A 22,017-nucleotide genomic window follows, 5' to 3' on the forward strand; every position below is an offset into this window, starting at 1 on the left:
CGCAGCGAAGGAGAGCACAGCCATGACACGCACGCAGATCACCGGCGGTCTCGTGATCACCGCTGCCGAGGAGACGCACGCCGACGTCCTGATCGAGAGCGGCCGGGTGGTGGCTCTGGCCGCCCCCGGCACCCAGAGCTGGACGGCGGACCGCACGATCGACGCCACGGGCAAGTACGTGATCCCGGGCGGCGTGGACGCGCACACCCACATGGAGATGCCGTTCGGCGGAACCTTCGCTTCCGACACCTTCGAGTCCGGCACGCGGGCGGCGGCGTGGGGCGGCACCACCACGATCATCGACTTCGCCATCCAGTCCCCGGGCCAGAGCCTCCGCGCGGGCCTCGACGCGTGGCACGCGAAGGCCGACGGCAAGTGCGCGATCGACTACGGCTTCCACATGATCATGTCGGACGTGAACGAGTCGTCCCTCAAGGAGATGGACGGCCTGGTCGCCGAAGGAGTCTCCTCGTTCAAACTCTTCACCGCCTACCCCGGGGTCTTCTTCAGCGACGACGGCGACATCCTGCGCGCGATGCAGAAGGCCGCGTCCAACGGCGGCCTGATCATGATGCACGCGGAGAACGGCCTCGCCATCGACGTCCTGGTCGAACAGGCCCTGGCCCGCGGCGAGACCGACCCCCGGTACCACGGCGAGGTCCGCAAGGCTTTGTTGGAGGCGGAGGCCACACACCGCGTCATCAAGCTCGCGCAGGTCGCCGGCGCTCCGGTCTACGTGGTCCACGTGTCGGCCGAGGAAGCCCTCAACGAAATCGCGACGGCCCGCCACAAGGGCCTCCCGGTCTTCGGCGAGACCTGCCCCCAGTACCTCTTCCTCTCCACCGACAACCTCGCCGAGCCCGACTTCGAGGGCGCGAAGTACGTCTGCTCGACCCCCCTGCGCCCCCGGGAACACCAGGCGGCCCTTTGGCGCGGCCTGCGCACCAATGACCTCCAGGTCGTCTCCACCGACCACTGCCCCTTCTGCTTCACCGGCCAGAAGGAACGGGGCCGCGGCGACTTCTCCAAGATCCCCAACGGGCTCCCGGGCGTCGAGAACCGCATGGACCTCCTCCACCAGGCCGTCGTCGACGGCCACCTCACCCGCCGCCGCTGGATCGAGATCGCGTGCGCCACACCGGCCAGGATGTTCGGCCTGTACGGGAGGAAGGGGACGATCGCGCCGGGCGCGGACGCGGACATCGTCGTCTACGACCCGGCCGCCGAGCAGGTCATCTCGGCGGCCACGCACCACATGAACGTCGACTACTCGGCGTACGAGGGCCGGCGCGTCTCCGGGCGGGTGGAAACCGTGCTGTCGCGCGGCGAAGTGGTCATGGAGCGAGGGGAGTTCAAGGGGCGGGCCGGACACGGCACGTACCTCGCCCGAGCTGCTACTCAGTACCTCAACTGACAGGGTTGTTCTGCCGACCCCGGTGATCACTGCCTTCGTCGGCCGCTCCACGATGTGCGCATGACCAATGACGATTTCACCCGGGCTTACACCCTCCTCGGTGTCGACCGGCGGGGTCATACCTCTCCGGACTTCCCGACGCTCTCGGCGGCAATCGGTCCCAGCTTCTGTACGGGCGACTCGACTGTACGAGTGCCAATCGGGCGGTCGCTCGTGGCGGACACCGCCCCGTGATCCTTCCCGAGGAGGCGCACAACCTGGATGAGTTCCGCCGGCGATTCGGGCTGGACAACTTTTGGTGCGGCACTCGGCGGCTGCGGTGAGAAGTTGATGACGAAGCGGTACGAGACGAAGCTCTGCCACTTCGCCCGTCACCCGGACCGCTCCGGCAACAGCACGTCGTGCCACAGGGTGTCGGAAGAGACCGGCAGCGCGGACCATCTCTTCATCGAGCAGCACGTCAAGGAACGGCTCGTCGGTCAATTGCCTGGTCCCCTTGGCCTGCAGGATGATCCGGCACGGCGTCGTGCCCCCGGCCCTCGAAGACCTACGCAGTGCCGGGCTGATGGGCGTCGGAGGTATGCGTAACGCTCCCCACCAGGGAGAACGACGCCCTCAGGGCCGGAAAGACAGCAGCTTCTGAGATACCGCTAGAAATGACGGTGCGGTGGAATTCACGGTGACCGCCCTGCCTGTGACGGGCCGTCAGCGGATGGTTTCCACACTGTTCCTCCAGAGGCGCGGGTGTCTCTGTCCCGGCACGGTGAACCACTCGGTGAGGGGCTCGAAGGCGGCTTGGTCGTGGCCGTCGGCGAGGTGACCGAGGGTGCCGGGGACGTCCAAGGCGAGTGCGGTGATGCGGGCGGCGGGGCGGCCGGCGGAGGTCCGGACGACGACGGTGCGAGGCGGGGTGTTCGGGGGCCCCGGGTAGAGGATCGTGCACTGGGGCGGGGTCAGGGGATCTGGCTCGGCGGCCAGGGAGTGGGCGTAGAGGAATGCCTGGTAGAGGTCCGAGGAAGAGAGTTTTCGGTCGGCATAGAGCTTGTACTTGGCGTCCACGGGGTGGCGGGTGGCGGCCGGGCCGTGGCCTGTGGTGAGCAGGAGATCGGGGACGACCTCGGTATGGGTGGCGGCGGTGTGCTCGTGGACGAGGATGCCCCGGTGGCGGCGCTGGGAGTGCACGGTGATGCCGTGCGGGGCGAGCGCCTGGCCGACGAGGCGGCTGACGAAGTCCTCGAAGAGGACGTTCATGTCCAGGAAGAAGGACCGGGAACTTGCAGTCCCTGGTGAGTAGAGGTCACGGATCGCGGTGCCGGTGAGGAGGAGCCGGGCCCAGTGGTGGGCGGGGCGGTAGTGGGAGTTGTGACGGCCGTAGGCGGGCGGTGTGGTGAGGGCGTCGGAGGACAGGGCAGCGGGATCGCACTGCGCGGCGAAGTCGGTGGCCAGGCGGCGGGCCGTGGCCCGGAGCGCTGGGTCGGACGCGGTGCGGGCCGCCAGAGCGAGGGCTGCGGCGCAGATCTGGTTGTCGGGGATGTTGGTGGAGTGCTCGTCGTAGCGGCACTCCAGGAGGTCCAGGCGACCGTGGCGGAGGAGGAGTTGGCGGTCGGCGAGGAGCCGGCCGCGCAGGGCGGGGAGCGCTTGGGTGCGGGTGAGGTAGTCATGGCGCAAGCCGCCGTGGAGGAGCCGAGCGCTGGTGAGGGTCAGGAGGCGGCAGATCAGGTCGCGCAGGTGGGGCCCGCCGGTCGCCATGGTGCGGGCAGCGTCGAGGTGGTGGAACGCCGTGGTGTCGGCGGCGTAGGCGGCCATACGCAGGACATCCAGGTTCGTGCCGATGAGCTTGGGGGCGACGTGGATGTCGAGGGCGTCGAGCGAGAGGACACCGATGTGGGCGTCGGCGCGGATTTCCAGGCGGCTCTGGTCCAGTGCACGCACTTGGAGGCAGGAAGCGACGGCCGGGACGTCAAGGACGCGGAGGTCGTCTGCGGTGAGGGGGACGTTGTGAACGACGCGGGTTTCGTACTCGCGGAGTTCGACGACGCGTCGGCGGAGTGGGGGAGTCGGCGGGTTCACGGCTGGTCGCCCAAGCCGATCTGCAGCTCCGCGTAGAGGGCGGCGACGAGTTCGGCGTCGTCGAGGTCGTGAAGGGTGTGGCGTTCGGCGTCGACGACAGTGGTCCCGAGGAAGCCGGCCAGGACTCCGTAGTCGTCGTAGGAGTACTCCTGGAGGAGTGGCATCAGGTCGTTGCGGACGACCGTGGCGAGGTGTGCCTCGGTGTCCAGAGGGGTGCCCGTGTCGAGGAAGAAGGCGTGACCGATCTGCTGTTCACGGCCGACTGCCGTACGGATGCGCTCGTTGAGGCCCCTGAGGAGGTCGGCGAGGTGGAGCTCGCCCACGTGGTATCCCTCCAGGACGGTTGCGTCCGGCATGAGTTCGAGGAACGCGAAGCGCCGGCGCAGGGCGGAGTCGAGGAGGCGGATGCTGCGGTCCGCGGTGTTCATGGTGCCCAGGACGGCGACGTTGGGCGGGACGGAGAAGGGCTCGCCGCTCTGTGGAAGGCGGACGGTCAGCCCGCGCTTGTCGCGTTCGAGGAGTGTGATCAGTTCGCCGAGGATCTTGGGCAGGTCCCCGCGGTTGATCTCGTCGATGAGCAAGAGATACGGGCGGTCCGGATCGTCCGCGGCAGCCTGGCAGACCTTCTTGAAGGCTCCTGCGGTCATGGTCAGGTCCAGGCCCGAGGCACCTTGGCGGGGGCGGAACCCTTCGATGAAGTCTTCGTATCCGTAGGAGGGGTGGAAGGTGAGCTGGGTGAGGTGGGCGGCCGGGCCGTCGTCGGAGGAAGGGGTGGAGAGAGTGTTGATGGCTTCGCGGAAGGCAGCGGACCCGTAGTCGGCCTGCGGGTCGAGACGCAGGTGCGGCAGACGGCCGGCCAGCCACCACAGGGCGAAGCGCAGGGCGGTGTAGGTCTTGCCGGTACCGGGCGGGCCGAACAGGATCACCTGACCCTTGCGCTCCAGGGCGTCGGAGAGCTGGAGCAGCAGGGGATCGGCGGGAGCCGGAGTCGTTGCCGCAGCCTCGGACCGAACGGAGTCGGGCTCCGATGCCGGAGTACTGGAGCCGCCCCGGCCGGAGATCACCCTCCACAGCCGGTGCGGTACGTCGGCGACGGTCACCACCCCCCAGCGCTTCTCCGGATCGGGCAGGTGCCGGGCAAAGCTGGCGTCCCAGTCGACGGTGACGGTGTGCCGATGCTCCTCGCGGTCGGGCCTCCAGACGTAACCGGAGCCGGTCACCGTGCCGACGGCCAGGACCTCACTGGTGCCGCGATTGGCGACGACGAGGTCACCGGGCTGCAGCCGGCTCATCCTCCACACCTCACGAGCCTTGGTGGTGAGGGTGGGCTTGTGCCCGCGGTACTCCTCGGAATACGCCAGGTGGAAGGCGGCGATCAGTTCCTTCTCGTCGGGATACCGGGCCGCGTCGCCGATGGCGTCCCAGCCGACGCAGATGAACCCGCCGTCCAGGCATTCCTGCCAGTACTTCGCCCCTTCCCCCGGAGCGATCTTCACGATGGACCGGGACGGATTCGGATGAGCCCACCAGTACAGGAAGCGCATCACCTCGACCGGGTCCCAGCCGGCGAAGCGCGGCTCACGGTCGACGATCGCCTTGAGGCGGACGTGAGCCGCGAACGCCTCCATGCGGGGTGGCGTCTCACCGGTCAGGCAGGTGATGAAGTGCCGGACGTGATCACGGCTGTAGATCGGCAGGGTCCGGTCCGGGTGGTAGAGGAAGACGGTCTTGGCGACGAGGGCCGGGCCGGAGCGCAGCGGCTCGATCTCGTCGATGTCGACGACCCGTCCCTCACCCGCCGCGGCGACGGCTGCCCGGAACGCGGCACGGAGAGCGGTCCATGCCTCCTGGACGTCTTCGTAGCGGGGATCGAAGTGCCAGGCGTCGTCGCTGCCGAAGTAGATGATGTGCTTGCCCGCACTGCCTCCCGAGATGCTGCCGAGGTGCGGGGTCTGGAACTCGGCCAGGTGGCAGAAGGAGCCGTAGTACTGCTCGTGGCCCAGTGCGTAGCGCTCCAACGGGAGGTCCGCCCAGGACTCCAGAGGGAACGCCGTCAGGATGTCCTTGGCCTCTTCGTGCGCCGCGGCCACATCGGACATCCACTGGCTCCGGTCCACCACGGTCAGCGCCTCACTGAGCGTCAGCGAGGCCCGGATACGGGGGTCGGCGAGGTTGAGCGGCGCGAGCGCACAGCTGGTACAGGGATGCGTGACCGGCTGACCGGAGCCATTGAGCAGTCCGTGGCGCTGCGAGAAGGCGGACCGGCCGGCTCCGTCCCCGTCCGCCCCGGCGTCCAGGAGTCGCTGCCAGGTCAGGCCGTCCGGGTCGGGGTAGACACCCCAACGGGGGCGATCGGCGGCGGTGAGATGCGGACAGGTCTCTCGGTGATGCAGGGCAACCCCGGAAACCGAGCAGATGACCGTGCCCGGAGAGGGGATGAGGCGGTACACCTGCCCCCGATGGACCACGACCCGCGACTCCTCCGATTCCGCGGCCGCCCCTGCCGGAAGTTCCTCGGTGAGTGGTGAGGCCACGGATTTGTTCAGCGGAAAGTCCGGCACTGAGCCCTCCCTGGGCAGTCGCGATCGCGTCTCATCCCAGCACGTGGAGGTACGGCCTGCACGCCGAATCGTGGGACCCGGGGAAGATCCTGGAGCCGTACAGGCCGACCGGCGCGCGCTGGTGCGGAGGAAGCTTGCAGCGGCGGTCGCCCTTACGGGTGACGATGAACATGGTGACCCACCCGACCAGCACATGAGGCAGGTCGAGTGCGGCAGGGTACGGAACCAACGAGGCTTTTGAGCAGATGAGTTGAGACTTCGAACACCTTCCTCAACGGCACAGGAGTCTCGTGCGTTGCGCGCCCCGCCGGTGACTCCCGATCAGTGGCCACTCTGAAAAAGCTCATTGAGCGCATCATCGCCCGGCTCTTCGGCTGTCGCCGTCCCACCGTCCGATACGAACGCAAGGGGGAACACCACCCTCACCCTCCTCGACCGCGCAGCCGCCCTGACCTGCTACAAGAAGGTCGCGAACATTGCCACGCGAGACAACTGCGCAGGCAACAACGAATCTGGGTGCTTGGCTGCGAACAATGATGCGAGGCCAGCGAGAACGCCTCGCCGAATTTCCGGCGGGGCGTTCTCGCTGGTTCTGTACTTAGCTTGACGGAATCGTCACGACCGTCACCTGTCCATCCATCAGGCATTCGATGAGCACCGAGCTGCCTAACGGGTGGATCCAGAAGTGCGGTCCGGCGTCCAGGATGTCCCGTGCATGTCGCACCGCGACATCCGCAGGCATGGCCACGGCCGGCATCAGATAGTTGCCCCAGGCAACGGCAATTCGCTCATTCCGCCGTGCGTACGGGGAGAGCAGCTCCGCCGCCATCCTCGTCCAGTGCTCCTCGTCGTCCCACCAGAGGCGGTCTTCGAAGGGAGTGGATTCGAAGTCGATCACGTCACCGGTAGCAGCTGGGAATCTGTTCAGCGTCGCCGCCGCCAGTACGCGGTTCTCGGCGAGATCCAGCTTCATCACCTGCCGACCGTTATCGTCACGGGGGTCGTTCAGGAAGCCCGGAAGATATTCCGGATGACTTCCATAAGAACCACCGTTGGTCATGCATTCCGCCTCAACCACGTCGAAACACCCCTGCTTCCCCAAGAAGCCTTGTCGCCCATTTTCGAACCGACGCACCCTCACCCGTCATTACATTGATGCGCGGGCCGATCCGCTCGTCGGAATCCAGGCGGAACGACCTGTATTCCCCACCGCTGGCCGCGGTGAATCCAGTGTCCCTGCCGAAGGTGTCGACCGCAGACCGCGTCGTCCCCTGCCGACGCTGCTATGAACCGGTGTCGATGAGTCCCACGGTGTCCAAGGCCTTGTTTCTGGCCGATTCGAACGAGTCCGCATCCAGGGCAACCTCGCTGCGAGGTTTGTCCGGTTGGCACCTGCAGAGTTCGGAGCGTCCGGGGTGCGATCCACCACAGTTGAGAACCAGGACCGGCGTAGCCCGCGCCAGCGCACAGTACGTGTGCGTGTCCACGACGGTGAGACTGCGGACGTCGGCGTCCTGGGTGAAGAGCCTGGACTGCGGGGTCCAGCCACCATGAAGCATGCGGAGAACGGCCTCGCCGTCGACGTCCTCGCCGAGCAGGCCCCGGTCCGCGGTGAGACCGATCCCCGCCACCACGGCGAAGTACGCAAGGCCCTCCTGGGGGCGGAGGCCACCCACCGGGTGATCAAGCTGGCGCAGGCGGCCGGTGCTCCGGTGTACGTGCTCCATGTGTCGGCCAGGAGGCCCGCAACGAAATCGCGGCTCCCACCAGGGCCTCCCGGTCTTCGGCGAGACCTGCCCCCGGCCCCGATGTTCGGGCCGTACGGGCAGAAGGCAACCGTCGCACCGTGTGTGTACGCCGACATGGTGATCTACGACCCGGTGGCTGAGCAGGTGGTGTCGGCGGCCACGCACCACATGAACCGGGCGGAGGTCGTCATCGAGCGGGGCCGTTTTCACGGGCGGCCCGGCCACGGCCTGTATCTGGCGCGTGCCACCTCCCAGTACCTCGGGTAGCCGTCCTGGTCGGGCCGGGGCCCGGTGGGGCGGTCGGCGGTGCGGACGGTGTCGAGAGGCGCGGCGGGGCCCGGTGTGTCGGCCGGAGCCCTCATCGGCATCCAGATGAACAACTCCACATGACGGCGCGTCAGCAAATTTCCGGGCGCGAACGCTGGCAGGATCTCCGCGCGCCCGCCCCGCAGGGCGGGTGATCCCGAGAACCCCTGCACGGGTCAGGGGGCGTGACTGAGGGCAGTGAGAAATGCGCACAGTACCTGGTGGACGCGGATCCCGAGGGTTGAGGGCGGTGACAGTCGCCTGGTTGGCGGCCGGGGCCGTTCTGCTTCCCGTGGTGGCGCAGGCGAGCACCGCGCCTGCGAAGACAGCCGCAGCGGCCGACCCCCTCCCCGGCGGTCTCGGGCCCTGCGTTCCCGGCTCCTGCCCCGACCCCTTCCCGCCCGTCGGCAACGGGGGCATCGCCGGGTACGACAACGGCATCAACGTCTTCGCGGGCGGTGACTTCCGGGTCCGCGGGAAGGCGGCCGAGGCCGAGGGGCGGGTCGTCGTTCTCGGCTCGTTCGACATGAACAAGTCCCCGGACGGCAGCCAGGTCTACAACGTCGGCGTCGCGGGCGTCGGCTCCCGGGTCCCGCCGCCCGTCGGCTCCGACTACCTCGTCACCGGCGGCGCCGTCACCATCGCCACCGGCCAGCGGCTCCTCGCCGAGGACGGCGTGGTGCGCCACGCGGGCCCCGCCACCGGCACCATCGTCGGCACCAGCACCCTCGACGCGGGCGCCGCCACCCCGTACCTGGGCCTGCGCCAGCAGCTCTCCGACGCCAGCCAGTGCTACGCCGACACCGGCTCCGGGCCGCGTCCGGCCACCGGCACCTCCGTCAACGAGGGCGGCCGGACCCTCTTCACCGGGGACGGCTCCTCGAAGCTCCAGGTCTTCAACGCCGACTTCGACCTCGTCGCACGGGGCGGCGGCCAGCAGGGCATCGAGTTCCGCGGCATCCCCGCCGGGGCGACCGTCCTGGTCAACGTCCTCGGCGCCCGGCGCACCGTCAACACCTACAGCGGCACCTTCGACGACAGCGACTCCTTCAACAAGCTCCGCAACCGCCTCCTGTGGAACTTCCCCGACGCCTCCGCCGTCGAGCTGAAGGGCACCGGCCAGTTCCAGGGCAGCGTGCTGATCGGCAACCAGGCATCCGAGACCGACGTGACCCTGCCCGGCGTCAACGGCCGCTTCTTCACCACCGGCTCCGTCACCCACCGGAGCCTCCCCACCGGCGGTGGCGGTCAGGAGTTCCACGCCTACCCCTTCGACGGCGACCTGCCCACCTGCGGCACACCGCTGCCGTCGGAGGGCGAGGTCAAGGTCGTCAAGGTGGACGACGCCACCGGGGCCCCGCTGCCCGGCGCGGTCTTCCAGCTCTGGCACGAGGCCAACGGCGTCTCCGGTCTCCAGACCTCCGGCGCGCACCCCGACCGCCGGCACGGCGCGCCGTGCACCACGGACGCGCAGGGCGTCTGCCGCGCCACGGTCCGGGCCGGCAACTCCTACTACTGGCAGGAGACCCAGGCCCCGGCCGGGTACGACCTGCCGGAACCCGGCGTCGTCGGCCCGCTGGTCCTGACCGAGGCCAAGGCCCGCGAGGGCGTCAGCGTGACCGTACGCAACAAGAGGACACCGGTGGTCCCCGAGGTCAAGGGCAGCCTGCACGTCCACAAGGTCGACTCGCGCACCGGGCGCGGCCTGCCCCGCGCCGTCGTGGAGCTGTGGCGTGAGACCAACGGCGTCCCCGGCCTCCAGACCACCGGCCGCACCGACACCCGCATCGGCAGCGGCTGCGCCACCGACGCGCGGGGACGCTGCGACTTCGGGGATCTGAAGCTCGGCTCGTACTACGTCCGCGAGACCGTCGCCCCCGAAGGATACCGCCTGCCGCGGAACCCGGTCTCGGGCCCGCACGCCCTGACCCGGGCCAACGCCGACCGGGGCGTCGTCGTACGGATGACGAACGAGGCGGGACCGGTCAAGCCCAAGAAGTAGCAGCACAGGACGGACGGAGGCACGGCGGCACCCGAGCGGTTCACGGGGCTGCCGTGGCCCCGCCACGCGGCTGACGCCCCGTCGACCCGCCCGCTTCACCTCCGTATTCGCACCATCGCCGGGTGACTCAGACACGCACCAGTGGACCGGTCAACTTCCTCATGGGACAACAGCGTTCGTCATACGACACGGGCCGCCGCTCCTTCCTCACCGCGTTCGGCGCCCTCGCCACCACCACCGCCCTCGGCGTTCCCGCCCACGCCTCCGACGCGGCCCGCGACGCCGCCACCGCCGACGAGTACGTCGACCTGCAACTCCTCAACATCTGCGATCTGCACGGGTACCTGCAGGGCCCCGTCGGCAGCGACGCCGTCGTGCGGGGCAACGGCGGCAAGACGTACACCGTGGGCGGAGTGGCCGCCCTGGGGACGCACCTGGAGCGGCTGCGCGCCGGGCGGGCGAATTCGCTCTTCTTCGCGCCCGGCGACCTCTTCTCCGGCTGGGAGTTCGACGCCGCCGCCTTCTCCGACGAGCCGACGATCGAGGCCCTCAATGCCCTGGGCCTCGACTTCGCGACCGCCGGGAACCACGAGTTCGACAAGTCGCCCGCCCACCTCACGGAGCACATGCAGGACGGGCGCGCCCACCCCGTCGTCGGCCGTGACACCGGCTTCCGCGACTCCACCGGGAGACGGTTCCGCGGCGCCGACTTCCGTTACTACAGCGCCAACGTGGTGCGGACGCGCACCGGCCGGACCGTCCTGCCGCCGTATCACGTGGAGTACGTACGGGGCCCGGACGGGCGGCGCATCCCGGTCGGGTTCATCCATCTCACCGTGTTCGGCAGCGAGTTGTTCCCGAACTCCTTCCACCCGGGGCTCAGGACCCTCGACCAGGCCGCCACCGCCGACCGGTGCGCCCGGGAACTCAAGCGGCGCGGCGTGCACGCGATCGTGCTCAGCATGCACGACGGCGCGGTGGCCGGCGGCGACTTCAACAGCGGCAGCGATCCGTCCGGGCCCGCCTACGAGCTGGCGCTCAGGGTCTCGCCCGACATCGACGCGATCGTCTGCGGGCACTGGCACACCCGGTTCAACATGATGCTCCCCGACCCGGCCGGGGTGCCGCGGCCCTTCGTCGAGGCCGGGTTCCACGGACAGGTCGTCAACGAGATCAACCTCCGCCTCGACCCGCGCACCGGCAGGGTCGTCCGCGAGCTCACCGTCTCCACCAGCCACCCCAACACCCGCGACGTCACCCCGCACCCCGGGCTCAAGGCCATTGCCGACTACTGGGCCGGGCAGGCCGCCACCCGTGAGCGCAGCCGCGTCGCCGTCCAGCGCGGCCCCTTCACCCGCTCCCGCAACACCGTGGGCCAGTCGACCATGGGCGACCTCGCCGCCGACTGGGCGCTGTGGGCCGCGCGCAGGCCCGTACCGTCGTACGACGATTCGAATGTCCATCGTTTCGTTCCCGCGCAGCTCGCCCTGGTGCCGCTCGCGCCGACCGTCGGGCAGTCGCTCGTACGGGGCGACCTGACGCCGGGGGCCGACGGCGCGGTCGCCTTCGGGCAGGCCTGGCGGGCGGTCGGGTACGGCAGTCCCACGGTGTGCGTGCGGGTCAGCGGGCAGCAGATCCACGACGCCCTGGAGCAGCAGTGGTCCACCGGACCGGACGGGACGCTGCGCTTCGCGCCGCTGGCCGTCTCCGGGAACGTCCGGTACGCCTTCGACACGTCCGGCGCGGTCGGCGACCGGGTCGACCCCGCCGACGTCCGCATCGACGGCGCCCCGCTGCGGGTCGACCGCGACTACCGGCTTGCCACCTCCTCGTACACCCTCCTCGGCATGGACGGCTACCCGGCGCTCACCGCCTACCGCGAGCCCTACCGGCACCAGCGGGACTTCGAGAGCTTCATCGCCTTCGTGCGCGAGCGGAAGGAGCTCACCCCGTCCCCGCTGGACCGGGTGCGGGTGAAGGACGCGGCCCTGCGCGGCCCCGGCGTCGGCGTGGTCGTCGACCCGCCCGTGCCGGTGCGCGAGGACGGCAGCCCGCTGCCGCCCTCGGTCGCCGCGATCCTCACCGCCGGCGGACCGCGCGCCCTGCGGCACGGCGGACACCGGCCACCCTGCTGACGGCCGCCGCCGAGGCGGGGGAGGAGCCGCGGCGGTTCTTCCCCCGTACGGGCGAACCCGGCGACGCCGCACGTGGACGCGCGTGGTGTCCCTCTTGCCAAGGTCCCCGGCGGGGTCCACGATTGACCCCTTCACGGCCCCGGCGGCGTGGCGCCGCCGCGGCTGAAATCGCACTGTGCGCACGGCAGTTGACCGGCCGACGCGCCGTCAGTACCTGAGCCGGGAGGTACGCCCCACATGCCGATGGACTTCGGACTCGTCCTGCAGACCGATCCCCCCGCATCCGAGGTCGTCGGCCTGATGCGCCGAGCCGAACGCAACGGCTTCACCCACGGCTGGACCTTCGACTCCGCCGTGCTGTGGCAGGAGCCGTTCGTCATCTACAGCCGGATCCTGGAGCACACCGAACGGCTGACCGTCGGCCCCATGGTCACCAACCCCTCCACCCGCACCTGGGAGGTCACCGCCTCCACCTTCGCCACCCTCAACGACATGTACGGCAACCGCACCGTCTGCGGCATCGGCCGCGGCGACTCCGCCATGCGCGTCGCCGGACGCAGACCCAACACGCTGGCCCGGCTCGGCGAGGCCATGGAGGTCATCCGCGACCTCGCCGAGGGCCGCGAGGCCGAGGTGGACGGCCAGTCGGTACGGATTCCCTGGGTGCGGGACGGGAGGCTGCCGGTGTGGATGGCCGCGTACGGGCCCAAGGCGCTCGCGCTCGCCGGGGCGAAGGCCGACGGGTTCATCCTCCAGCTCGCCGACCCGGTCCTCACCGAGTGGATGATCAGGGCCGTGCGCGACGCCGCGTCCGACGCCGGCCGCGACCCCTCGGAGGTCACGATCTGCGTCGCCGCCCCCGCCTACGTCGGCGACGACCTCGGGCACGCCCGCGACCAGTGCCGCTGGTTCGGCGGCATGGTCGGCAACCACGTCGCCGACCTGGTGGCCAAGTACGGCACGGACTCCGACCTCGTGCCGGCGGCGCTCACCGCGTACATCGAGGCCCGGCGGGGGTACGACTACGCACACCACGGGCGCGCCGGGAACCCCGACACCGACTTCGTGCCCGACGACATCGTCGACCGGTTCTGCCTGCTGGGGCCGGTCGAGGCGCACATCGAGAAGCTGCGCGTCCTGCGCGGCCTGGGCGTCGACCAGTTCGCCCTCTACGACATGCACGACGCCCGGGAGCGGACCATCGACGCGTACGGGGCGTCCGTCATCCCCGCGCTCGCCTCCTCCTGAAACCCCTCCCACCCACGTGCGGGCGGTCCGCGCGTACGACAGGCAAGGCGCCCCCGACGAAAGGCCCGGCACTCCGCACTCTCCGAAGAAGGGGTCGGCCCATGACCGCCACCGGTCCAGGAAGCCCGTCAGGAAGCCCGCCGTCCGGCGCGCCCGGCAGCCCTCCCGGCAGCCCGGTGCCCGACCCCGCGCGAGGGGGCCGCGTGGAGCTGCCCACCGGTGCGGTCCCGCCCGCATCCCGTTACGTCAACGGCGACTTGCTCCCCGTGCCGGTGGACCGGCGGCGCTGGACGACGTACAACTTCGCCGCCCTCTGGGTCGGCATGGCGCACAACATCCCCTCCTGGCTGCTCGCGTCGGGGCTCGTCGCCCTCGGCATGGACTGGGTGCAGGCGGTCGTCACCATCGCGCTGGCCAATGTGATCGTGCTCGCCCCGATGCTGCTCACCGGGCACGCAGGACCCAAGTACGGCATCCCCTTCCCGGTGCTGGCGCGCTCCTCCTTCGGGCTGCGCGGGGCGAACCTGCCGGCCCTGATCCGGGCCGGGGTGGCGTGCGCCTGGTTCGGCATCCAGACCTGGATCGGCGGACAGGGCGTCTTCGTCCTGCTGGGTAAGGTCTTCGGCGGCTGGGCGGAGGCGTCACGGATCGGCGGCCAGCCGTGGACGCTCTGGCTGTGCTTCGTGCTCTTCTGGGCGCTCGAACTCGCCATCATCCACCGGGGGATGGAGACGCTGCGCCGCTTCGAGAACTGGGCCGCGCCCTTCGTCATCGTCGGCGCGCTGGTGCTGCTGGTGTGGATCACCGTCAAGGCCGGGGGAGTGGGACCGCTTCTGGACCAGCCCTCCACGCTGGGCTGGGGCGCCGACTTCTGGCCGGTGTTCTTCCCCGCCCTGATGGGGATGATCGCCTTCTGGTCCACGCTCAGCCTCAACATCCCCGACTTCACGCGCTTCGCCGCCGGCCAACGCGCCCAGGTATGGGGGCAGTCGCTGGGACTGCCGACGACCATGACGCTCTTCGCGCTGCTCTCCGTCTTCGTCACCTCCGGCTCGCAGGCGGTGTACGGGGCTCCGGTCTGGGACCCGGTCGCGCTCGCCGCGAAGACCGACAACGTCTTCGGGCTGCTCTTCGCGCTGGTGACGGTGCTGGTCGCGACGGTCTCGGTCAACCTGGCGGCGAACGTCGTCTCGCCCGCGTACGACCTCGCCAACTTGGCGCCGAAGCTCATCGACTTCCGAACGGGCGCGCTCATCACGGGAGTCGTCGGCGTCCTCATCATGCCGTGGAAGCTCACGGCCACTCCCGAGCTGTACATCTTCACCTGGCTCGGCGTGGTCGGCGGACTGCTCGGCACGGTCGCGGGAATCCTGATCGCCGACTACTGGATCATCCGCAGGACCGTCCTGGAACTGGCCGACCTGTACCGGCCCGAGGGGCGCTACTGGTACACCGGCGGCTGGAACCTGCGTGCCGTGGCCGTCTTCCTGGCCGGCGGGATTCTCGCCGTCGGCGGCTCGCACTCCGCTCCCGGCAAGGGGCCCTTCCCCGAGGACGGCCTGATCCCCTTCCTGCGGCCGCTGGCCGACTACGGCTGGGCGGTCGGGTTCGCGGCGGCGCTGGTGCTGTACGTGCTGCTGATGGCTCCGGTACGGGGCGGCCGCAGCCGGTGACGGGCGCCCGCGGGCCCTCCCGTAGGGTCGGTGGATGATCGATGCACCCACGGGCCGGGGGGGTCCGGACCGGCGCGGGCCGGGGCGGTACCTGTGGTGGCTGGTCCTCCGCCAGCGAGGCCGGTGCGCCGCGGGAGCGGCGTGGGGCAGTGCCTGGATGGTCGGCCTGACCCTGCCGCCCTATGTGCTCTCCCGCGCGGTGGACGACGGCCTGGCCCCGGGGAACGGCCGCCAACTGGCCCTGTGGTGCGCGGTGTTGCTCGGAGTCGGGGTGCTGAACGCCTGCCTGGCCATCCTGCGGCACCGCACCATGACCCGGATCAGGATGGACGCCGTCTTCCGTACGGCGCGGATCGTGGTCGCCCACACGGTGCGGCTGGGGGCCGCGCTGCCCCGGCGGACGGGGGCCGGGGAAGTGGTCACCATCGGGTTCGGCGACGCGGCCGCGATGGCGAGCGTGCTGACCATCACCGGGCCCGGGGTCGGCGCGGCGGTCGCCTGCGTGGTGGTGGCCGGGTTCCTGTTCTCCGTCTCCTGGCAGCTCGCGGTGGTCGTGCTGGTCGGCGTGCCCCTGATCGCCCTTGCGCTCGGACCGCTGCTGGGGCGTGTGCAGCGGGCGCAGGAGCCGTACCGGGAACAACAAGGCGTTCTCGCGGCCCGGTTCGGGGACATCGTCGGGGGTCTGCGCGTGCTGGCCGGGCTCGGCGGCAAAGAGGTGTACGCCGAACGCTACCGGCGCGACTCGCGGGTGCTCCAGGACCAGGGCTACCGGGTCGCCGCCGTCACCAGTTGGATCGGCGCCCTCGGAGCCGGCCTGCCGATGCTGTTCCTCGCCGTGGTCACCTGGCTCGCGGCCCGGATGGCGGCGGAAGGGACGCTGACGGTGGGGGAGCTGGTCGCCGTGTACGGATACGTGGCGGTGCTGGCGATCCCGGTGTCCTTCTTCATCGAGGGCGGCTCCGACCTCAGCCGCGGGCTGGTCGCCGCACGGCGGCTGCTGCGCTTCCTGGACCTGGAGCCCGACACCGCGGACCCCTCGGCCGGCGTGGACGCACCCGTACGGCCGTCGGTGCTGCACGATCCGGCCTCGGGCGTGTCGGTGAACCCCGGTGAGCTGACCGCGCTGGTCGGTGCCAGGCCGTCGGAGACCGCCGAGGTGGTCGAACGCCTCGGCATGTTCACCGCCTCCGCGGTGACCTGGGGCGGGACCCGGCTCGACGCCATCGCCCCGGAGCAGGTCCGCGCACGCGTCCTGGTCGCCGACAACGAGGCCGACCTCTTCGCCGGGCCACTGCGCGCGGTGGTCGCCGGCCGCCGCGACCGGAGCGAGGAGGACCTCGTCCGCGCGTTCGACGCGGCCGTCGCGGACGATGTCGTGCGCGGCCTGCGCGACGGGCTCGACACACCCGTCGACGCCCAGGGCCGCAGCCTCTCCGGCGGCCAGCGGCAACGCGTCCGGCTGGTACGGGCGCTGCTCGCCGACCCCGAGGTGCTGCTGGCGGTGGAGCCGACGTCGGCACTGGACGCACACACCGAGGCGGCCGTCGCGGCCGGACTGCGGACCGCGCGCGAGGGACGCACCACCGTCGTCACCACCACGTCACCGGTCCTGCTGGACCGGGCGGACACCGTGTGCCTCCTGGTCGACGGGCGGGCCGTCGCCACCGGAAGCCACCGCGAACTCCTGCGCCGCAGCCCGGACTACCGGCGGCTGGTCGCACGGGGCGAGGCGGACACCGGAAACGGCAACCCCCGGCAGACCCGGGAGGCGGCCCGATGACCGCCCCCACCCCGGTCACCGGGTCCCCGGACACGACGAACGGGCAACTGCCCGTCGCCGACGGCGCGCATCTGCGCCGCGCGGCACGCGAGCTGATCCGCCTCGACCGAGGCGCCTTCACCGCGCTGATCGCCCTCAACGCGCTGGCGGTCGTCGCCGGACTCGCCGGGCCCTGGCTGCTCGGCAGGATCGTCGACGCCGTCAGCGCGGGCGCCGGGGCGTCGGCCGTGGACGTGCCCGCCCTCGCCATGGCCGGATGCGCGCTCGCCCAACTGCTGCTCACGCGGTACGCCCGGCTGGCGGGCGACCGCTTCGGCGAGCGGACCTCGGCCCGGGTGCGGGAACGGTTCGTCGACCGGGTGCTCGCGCTCCCGTCCTCCGTCGTCGAGCGCGCCGGAACCGGCGACGTCACCCACCGGGGCAGCAACGACGTCGCGTCCGTCGCCGTCACCCTGCGCGACATCGGCCCCGACGTGCTGATCGCCGCCGTGCAGGCGCTCCTCGTCCTCGGCGCGGTCTTCGTCATCGACCCGCTGCTCGGCCTGTGCGCCGTCGTGGGCCTGAGCGGCATCTGCCTCCCCGTCCGCTGGTACGTGCGCCGGGCCCGCAGCGCCTACCTCGCCGAGGGCGCCGCCAACTCCGCTCTCGCCGAACTCCTCTCGGCCACCGCCTCGGCCGCGCGGACGGTCGAGGCGTACGGACTCCAGCAGCGGCGCGTCGACGCCTGCGGGGCGGCGATCGAGGAGTGCCGCCGCACCCGCCTGCGCACCCTGTACCTGCGGACCGTGCTCCTGCCGTCCGTGGACGTCTCGTACGCCGTCCCCGTCGTCGGCGTCCTGGCCCTCGGCGGCGTACTGCTCGCGCACGACACGGTGAGCCTGGGCGCGGTGGTCGCCTGCGCGGCGTACCTGCGCCAGCTGTCCGCCCCGCTGGACACCATCCTCCAGCGCCTCGAACAGCTCCAGAGCGCCAGCGCCTCCTTCGCCCGGGTCGAGGGCCTCGGGCAGCTTCCCCCCGCACCCGCCGGGACCACCCGCACCCCCGCCGACGACCGCATCGAGGTCACGGGCGTGCACCACGCGTACGACGGCGGGCCCGATGTGCTGCACGGCATCGACCTGAGTGTGCGCGCGGGCGAACGGCTCGCGGTCGTCGGCCCGTCCGGCGCGGGCAAGTCGACGCTGGGCAGACTCCTCGCGGGCATCGACGCGCCCCGCACCGGCGCGGTCACGGTCGGCGGCGTCCCGGTCCGCGACCTCGGTCCGGAGGTGTTGCGCCGTCAGGTGGTCCTGATCACGCAGGAGCACCACGTCTTCCTCGGCACGGTCCGCGACAACCTGCTGATCGCGGGCCGGGCCGCCACCGACACCGACCTGCGCGCCGCGCTGGCCGCCGTCGGCGCGGAGTGGGCGGACGAGCTGCCCGACGGGCTGGACACCGTCCTGGGCGCGGGCGGCCACCGGCTCGACGGTTCACAGGCCCAGCAACTGGCGCTGGCACGCGTGGTGCTGGCGGACCCGCACACGCTGATCCTGGACGAGGCCACCGCGCTCCTGGACCCCGGCACGGCACGCCACACCGAGCGCGCGCTCGCCGTCGTGCTCACGGGACGTACGGTCATCGCCGTCGCGCACCGGCTGCACACGGCGCACGACGCCGACCGGATCGCGGTGATGGACGGCGGCCGCATCACCGAACTCGGCTCCCACGACGCCCTCGTGGCCTCCGGAGGGGCGTACGCGACGCTGTGGAGGTCGTGGCACGGGGAGCGGCGGTCGTAGGCCCGCCGTCCGGGGCCGAGCGGGTCCATGACGGCCATGGTGGGCGGGGCCGGACGGCGGGCGACCTGCCGGGCCGGGGACCAGGGGCCCGGAGCGCTCAGCCCCGGTCGACGGCCCGCAGGTGCCGCCAGACCGCCTTCGCCGCGTTGTGGCCCGACATGCCGTGCACGCCGGGGCCCGGCGGAGTCGCCGCGGAGCACAGGAAGACCGCCGGGTGCTTCGTGGCGTACGGGAAGAGGGACGGCTTCGGGCGCAGCAGCGCCTGGAGGCCCGCGAAGGCGCCGCAGGCGATGTCCCCTCCCACGTAGTTCGCGTTGTGCGCGGCAAGCTCCGGGGGGCCGGCCGTGGCGCGGGCCAGGACGAGGTCGCGGAAGCCGGGGGCGAAGCGTTCGAGTTGGCGTTCGATCGCGTCCGTCAGGTCGCCCTGCCAGGCGTGCGGGGCGTGTCCGTACACCCAGAACACCTGCTTGCCCTCGGGGGCGCGGGTCGGGTCGACGACGCTCGGCTGGGCCGTGATCAGGAAGGGGGTCTCGGGGGGCGTGCCGCCCGCGACCTGGCGCAGGGCCTTGCCGATCTCCCCCCGGGTGGGGCCGAGCTGCACCGTCCCGGCCCGGCGGGCCTCCTCGGCGGTCCACGGGACCGGCCCGTCCAGCGCGTAATCGATCTTGAAGACGCTCGCGCCGTACCGGTAGTTCTCGTACGCGTTGCCCAGACGGGCGATCCGGGCGAGCGCGGTCGGCGAGGTGTCGAAGACGTACGCACGGGCCGGCGGCAGGTCGTCCAGGCGCTTGACCTCGTAACCGGTGTGGACGGCCCCGCCGAGATCACGGAGGTACGCGGTCAGGGCGTCCGGGATGGCCTGGGAGCCGCCGCGCGGGACCGGCCAGCCGTTCTCGTGCGCGGCCAGCGCGAACAGGAGGCCGATCGCACTCGTCGCCAGGCCGTCGAGCGGGGCGATGACATGCGCCACGAGCCCGGCGATCAGCGCCTTGGCCTTCTCGTCGCGGAAGCGGCGCATCAGCCAGGTGGACGGCGGCAGGCCGTCGATCCCGAAGTGCGCGAGCCGCAACGGGTGCCGGGGGAGCGCGGTCAGCGGCAGCGACATGAAGTCCTGCGCGAGACCGTCCCACTTCCCGAGGTACGGAGCGACCAGGCGGCGGTACGCACCGGCGTCCCGCACCCCCAAGGAGGCCGCCGTCTCCGCGACCGAGCGCGACAGCACGGCCGCCGTCCCGTCGTCCCAGGGATGCACCATGGGCAGCTCGGGGTGCAGCCACTCCAGTCCGTACCGCTCCAGCGGCAGCGCCCGGAAGGCGGGCGACCCCACACCCAGCGGATGCACGGCCGAGCACGGGTCGTGGCGGAAGCCCGGCAGTGTCAGCTCCTCGGTGCGGGCGCCGCCGCCGACGGTGTCCTTGGCCTCGAACACCTCCACCGAGAAGCCGCGGCGGGCCAGCTCCACTGCGGCGGTCAGCCCGTTGGGGCCCGCCCCCACGACGACTGCGTCAAGCATCGGCGACACCTCGGACTCCTCACGCCACTGTGCTTCAGGGCCCCAGGGTATTCCCGCGCACCGACAACTCCGGCGGGGGTAGGGTTCCGGCCCGTGAACAGGATGGACAAGATCGTCGCAGAGATGGCGGAACGGCTCGTGGGAACCCCGGGTGTCGTGGCCGTCGCGCTCGGTGGAAGCCGTGCCCGGGGGGCCCACCGCCCGGACTCCGACTGGGACTTGGGCGTGTACTACCGGGGCTCGGTGGACGTGCCCCGCCTGGCCGGACTCGCCGCTGATCACACGGGCCGGCCCGTGGAGGTGGCCGGGCCCGGCGGCTGGGGTCCGTGGGTGAACGGCGGGGCCTGGCTGGAGGTGGACGGCGTGTCCGTCGACTGGGTGCTGCGGGACCTGGACCGGGTCGAGCGGGTCTGGCAGGACTGCCGCGGGGGCCGCTACGAGGTGGGCGTGCAGGCGGGCCACCCGCTGGGCTTCTGGTCGCCGGCGTACGCGGGAGAGGTCGCGCTGTGCCGGGTGCTGGCGGACCCCTCGGGGGAGCTGGGGACGTTGCGGGCGGCGACGGCGGAGTACCCGCGGGCGCTGCGCTCGGCGCTGATCGGGGCGGCCTGGGAGGCCGACTTCTCGGTGGCGAACGCCCGGAAGTCGGCACGGGGCGGCGACGCGCTGCACGTGTCGCTGTGCCTGTCGAGGGCGTTCGGAGTGCTGGCGCAGGCGATGCTGGCGCACGGGCGGGTGTGGTGCGTGAACGAGAAGGGCGCGCTGCGCACGGCGGCGCAGCTCCCCTGCGCGCCACGGGACATGGAGGCACGGGTGGCGGAGGCGCTGCGGCGGCCGGACGAGGACGGGGTACGGGACGCGGCGGAGCTGGTGCGGGAGGTGCGGGCGAAGTTGGAGGGGTGAGGGCCGGGGGCGGGCTCCATACGGACGCCGTCATGCTCCGCGGCGTTCGTTGCCCGTCCCCGTGAACCCGGGCATGGCCTCACCCGCCGCTGGTCCAGGCGACCTGCTACGGCACCCGTGCCGTCCACTCCTGCGTGCCGAACTTCGACTTCGCGAGCTCCTGCGCACGCGCCATCTCCTGCGCCGACACCGCGCCCGTCTCCAGCCCGTACCGCCCCCGGAACGAGGCGATCATCCGCTCGATGACCGCCTCCCGCGCCAGCCCGGTCTGCCGCCGCAGCGGGTCCACCCGCTTCTTGGCGCTCCTGGTGCCCTTGTCGGACAGCTTCTCCTTGCCGATCCGCAGCACTTCCATCATCTTGTCCGCGTCGATGTCGTACGCCATCGTCACGTGGTGCCCTCCCCGGTTCGTGACCGGCGTGTCGCGGCCTCCTCGTGGAACTACCGGTTCTCGGTAAACGTGCAGGTCGTCGTAGATGTCGAGACGCGGTTGGTCATCGCCGCGACCCGACCGGTGCCGGGTACCACTGCGGACGCGCACGCATGGCGGGCCTCCGCGCTGGTCGGGTTCTGCCGGGGCGTGACCGTGCTGGGCGACAGCGCCTACCTCAACTGCGACATGGCCGTGCCCCACCGCAAACGCCCGTGTCGACCCCTGCTGATGGGATAACGCCGCCCACCGCCAGGTCCGGGCCCAGGTGGATCATGTGTTCGGTCGGACGAAGAACTACAAGATCCTCCGTGACTGCCGACAGTACGGCAACAGCCTCCACCACGCCGTCCAAGCCGTTGCCCACATGCACAACCTCGCGCTCGCATCACGACCAGAAGACCGTTGGTATGGGTTCTACCTGCGCCCTCCCACAGTCGTGTGCAACACCCCTTA

12 protein-coding genes and 4 pseudogenes are annotated in these 22,017 nt (G+C 71.3%); 10 read left to right on the forward strand and 6 right to left on the reverse strand.

The genetic code is table 11. The annotated features are described in order from the left end of the window. The first annotated feature begins 22 nt into the window (after window positions 1-22). A complete protein-coding gene (gene hydA / locus ACZ56L_RS02820; RefSeq protein ID WP_471060812.1) occupies window positions 23-1,414 on the forward strand; it encodes a dihydropyrimidinase in 1,392 nt (463 codons plus the stop codon). Between the two features lie 705 nt (window positions 1,415-2,119). Here hydA and ACZ56L_RS02825 read toward each other — a convergent pair. The 4 genes and pseudogenes from ACZ56L_RS02825 to ACZ56L_RS02840 all read right to left on the reverse strand — a co-directional run bounded on the left by ACZ56L_RS02825 (window position 2,120) and on the right by ACZ56L_RS02840 (window position 7,105). Beyond that, on the reverse strand, window positions 2,120-3,346 hold the full coding sequence (locus ACZ56L_RS02825; protein WP_471060815.1) for an McrC family protein: 1,227 nt from the start codon (window positions 3,344-3,346) through the stop codon (window positions 2,120-2,122). Between the two features lie 134 nt (window positions 3,347-3,480). Further along, window positions 3,481-5,952: an AAA family ATPase gene (locus ACZ56L_RS02830; RefSeq protein ID WP_471060818.1), complete on the reverse strand. Its 2,472-nt coding sequence runs from the start codon at window positions 5,950-5,952 to the stop codon at window positions 3,481-3,483. 148 nt (window positions 5,953-6,100) lie between these two features. Beyond that, window positions 6,101-6,274, reverse strand: a pseudogene (locus tag ACZ56L_RS02835) (IS5/IS1182 family transposase); the annotation flags it as partial. A 369-nt stretch (window positions 6,275-6,643) separates the two neighbouring features. After that, complete coding sequence (locus ACZ56L_RS02840) at window positions 6,644-7,105, reverse strand: hypothetical protein (protein WP_471060821.1); 462 nt, start codon at window positions 7,103-7,105, stop codon at window positions 6,644-6,646. A gap of 478 nt (window positions 7,106-7,583) precedes the next feature. Here ACZ56L_RS02840 and ACZ56L_RS02845 point away from each other — a divergent pair. From ACZ56L_RS02845 to ACZ56L_RS02875, 7 genes and pseudogenes are all read left to right on the forward strand, one after another. Then, window positions 7,584-8,060, forward strand: a pseudogene (locus ACZ56L_RS02845) (hypothetical protein); the annotation flags it as partial. A gap of 289 nt (window positions 8,061-8,349) precedes the next feature. Then, entirely contained in the window at window positions 8,350-10,101 is a 1,752-nt protein-coding gene (locus tag ACZ56L_RS02850) for a choice-of-anchor A family protein (RefSeq protein ID WP_471060823.1), read from the forward strand. A gap of 122 nt (window positions 10,102-10,223) precedes the next feature. Continuing rightward, window positions 10,224-12,236 (forward strand): bifunctional metallophosphatase/5'-nucleotidase, encoded by a 2,013-nt coding sequence (locus ACZ56L_RS02855; protein WP_471060825.1) that lies wholly within the window; start codon window positions 10,224-10,226, stop codon window positions 12,234-12,236. Window positions 12,237-12,479: 243 nt separating this feature from the next. Beyond that, window positions 12,480-13,484 (forward strand): TIGR03842 family LLM class F420-dependent oxidoreductase, encoded by a 1,005-nt coding sequence (locus ACZ56L_RS02860; RefSeq protein WP_345219054.1) that lies wholly within the window; start codon window positions 12,480-12,482, stop codon window positions 13,482-13,484. 101 nt (window positions 13,485-13,585) lie between these two features. After that, a complete protein-coding gene (locus ACZ56L_RS02865; RefSeq protein ID WP_471060827.1) occupies window positions 13,586-15,157 on the forward strand; it encodes an NCS1 family nucleobase:cation symporter-1 in 1,572 nt (523 codons plus the stop codon). Between the two features lie 34 nt (window positions 15,158-15,191). Further along, window positions 15,192-16,937, forward strand: a complete 1,746-nt coding sequence (locus tag ACZ56L_RS02870; protein ID WP_471060830.1) for an ABC transporter ATP-binding protein — start codon at window positions 15,192-15,194, stop codon at window positions 16,935-16,937. Beyond that, complete coding sequence (locus ACZ56L_RS02875; RefSeq protein ID WP_471060833.1) at window positions 16,934-18,718, forward strand: ABC transporter ATP-binding protein; 1,785 nt, start codon at window positions 16,934-16,936, stop codon at window positions 18,716-18,718. The genes ACZ56L_RS02870 and ACZ56L_RS02875 overlap by 4 nt, the downstream gene beginning before the upstream one ends. Window positions 18,719-18,815: 97 nt before the next feature. Here ACZ56L_RS02875 and ACZ56L_RS02880 read toward each other — a convergent pair whose 3' ends face one another. Next, window positions 18,816-20,231, reverse strand: a complete 1,416-nt coding sequence (locus ACZ56L_RS02880; RefSeq protein WP_471060836.1) for a phytoene desaturase family protein — start codon at window positions 20,229-20,231, stop codon at window positions 18,816-18,818. Between the two features lie 102 nt (window positions 20,232-20,333). Here ACZ56L_RS02880 and ACZ56L_RS02885 point away from each other — a divergent pair, with 102 nt between their 5' ends. Further along, window positions 20,334-21,131 carry a nucleotidyltransferase domain-containing protein gene (locus tag ACZ56L_RS02885; RefSeq protein ID WP_471061671.1) on the forward strand — a complete coding sequence of 266 codons (798 nt, stop codon included), beginning with the start codon at window positions 20,334-20,336 and terminating at the stop codon, window positions 21,129-21,131. A gap of 106 nt (window positions 21,132-21,237) precedes the next feature. Here ACZ56L_RS02885 and ACZ56L_RS02890 read toward each other — a convergent pair. Next, window positions 21,238-21,528 (reverse strand): annotated as a pseudogene (locus ACZ56L_RS02890) (lipoate--protein ligase family protein); the annotation flags it as partial. 6 nt (window positions 21,529-21,534) lie between these two features. On the opposite strand from ACZ56L_RS02890, the pseudogene ACZ56L_RS02895 reads away from it, so the two are divergent. Next, a pseudogene (locus ACZ56L_RS02895) lies at window positions 21,535-21,949 on the forward strand (transposase family protein); the annotation flags it as partial. Between the last annotated feature and the right edge of the window lie 68 nt (window positions 21,950-22,017).

It is taken from the genome of Streptomyces sp. NPDC039736, from assembly GCF_055596485.1.

Coding starts and splice junctions, on each gene's coding strand:
- ACZ56L_RS02875 (WP_471060833.1), top strand. CDS start 16,934: ATGACCGCCCCCACCCCGGTCACCGGGTCCCCGGACACGACGAACGGG.
- ACZ56L_RS02860 (WP_345219054.1), top strand. CDS start 12,480: ATGGACTTCGGACTCGTCCTGCAGACCGATCCCCCCGCATCCGAGGTC.
- ACZ56L_RS02880 (WP_471060836.1), bottom strand. CDS start 20,231: ATGCTTGACGCAGTCGTCGTGGGGGCGGGCCCCAACGGGCTGACCGCC.
- ACZ56L_RS02870 (WP_471060830.1), top strand. CDS start 15,192: ATGATCGATGCACCCACGGGCCGGGGGGGTCCGGACCGGCGCGGGCCG.
- ACZ56L_RS02840 (WP_471060821.1), bottom strand. CDS start 7,105: ATGACCAACGGTGGTTCTTATGGAAGTCATCCGGAATATCTTCCGGGC.
- ACZ56L_RS02885 (WP_471061671.1), top strand. CDS start 20,334: ATGGACAAGATCGTCGCAGAGATGGCGGAACGGCTCGTGGGAACCCCG.
- hydA (WP_471060812.1), top strand. CDS start 23: ATGACACGCACGCAGATCACCGGCGGTCTCGTGATCACCGCTGCCGAG.
- ACZ56L_RS02865 (WP_471060827.1), top strand. CDS start 13,586: ATGACCGCCACCGGTCCAGGAAGCCCGTCAGGAAGCCCGCCGTCCGGC.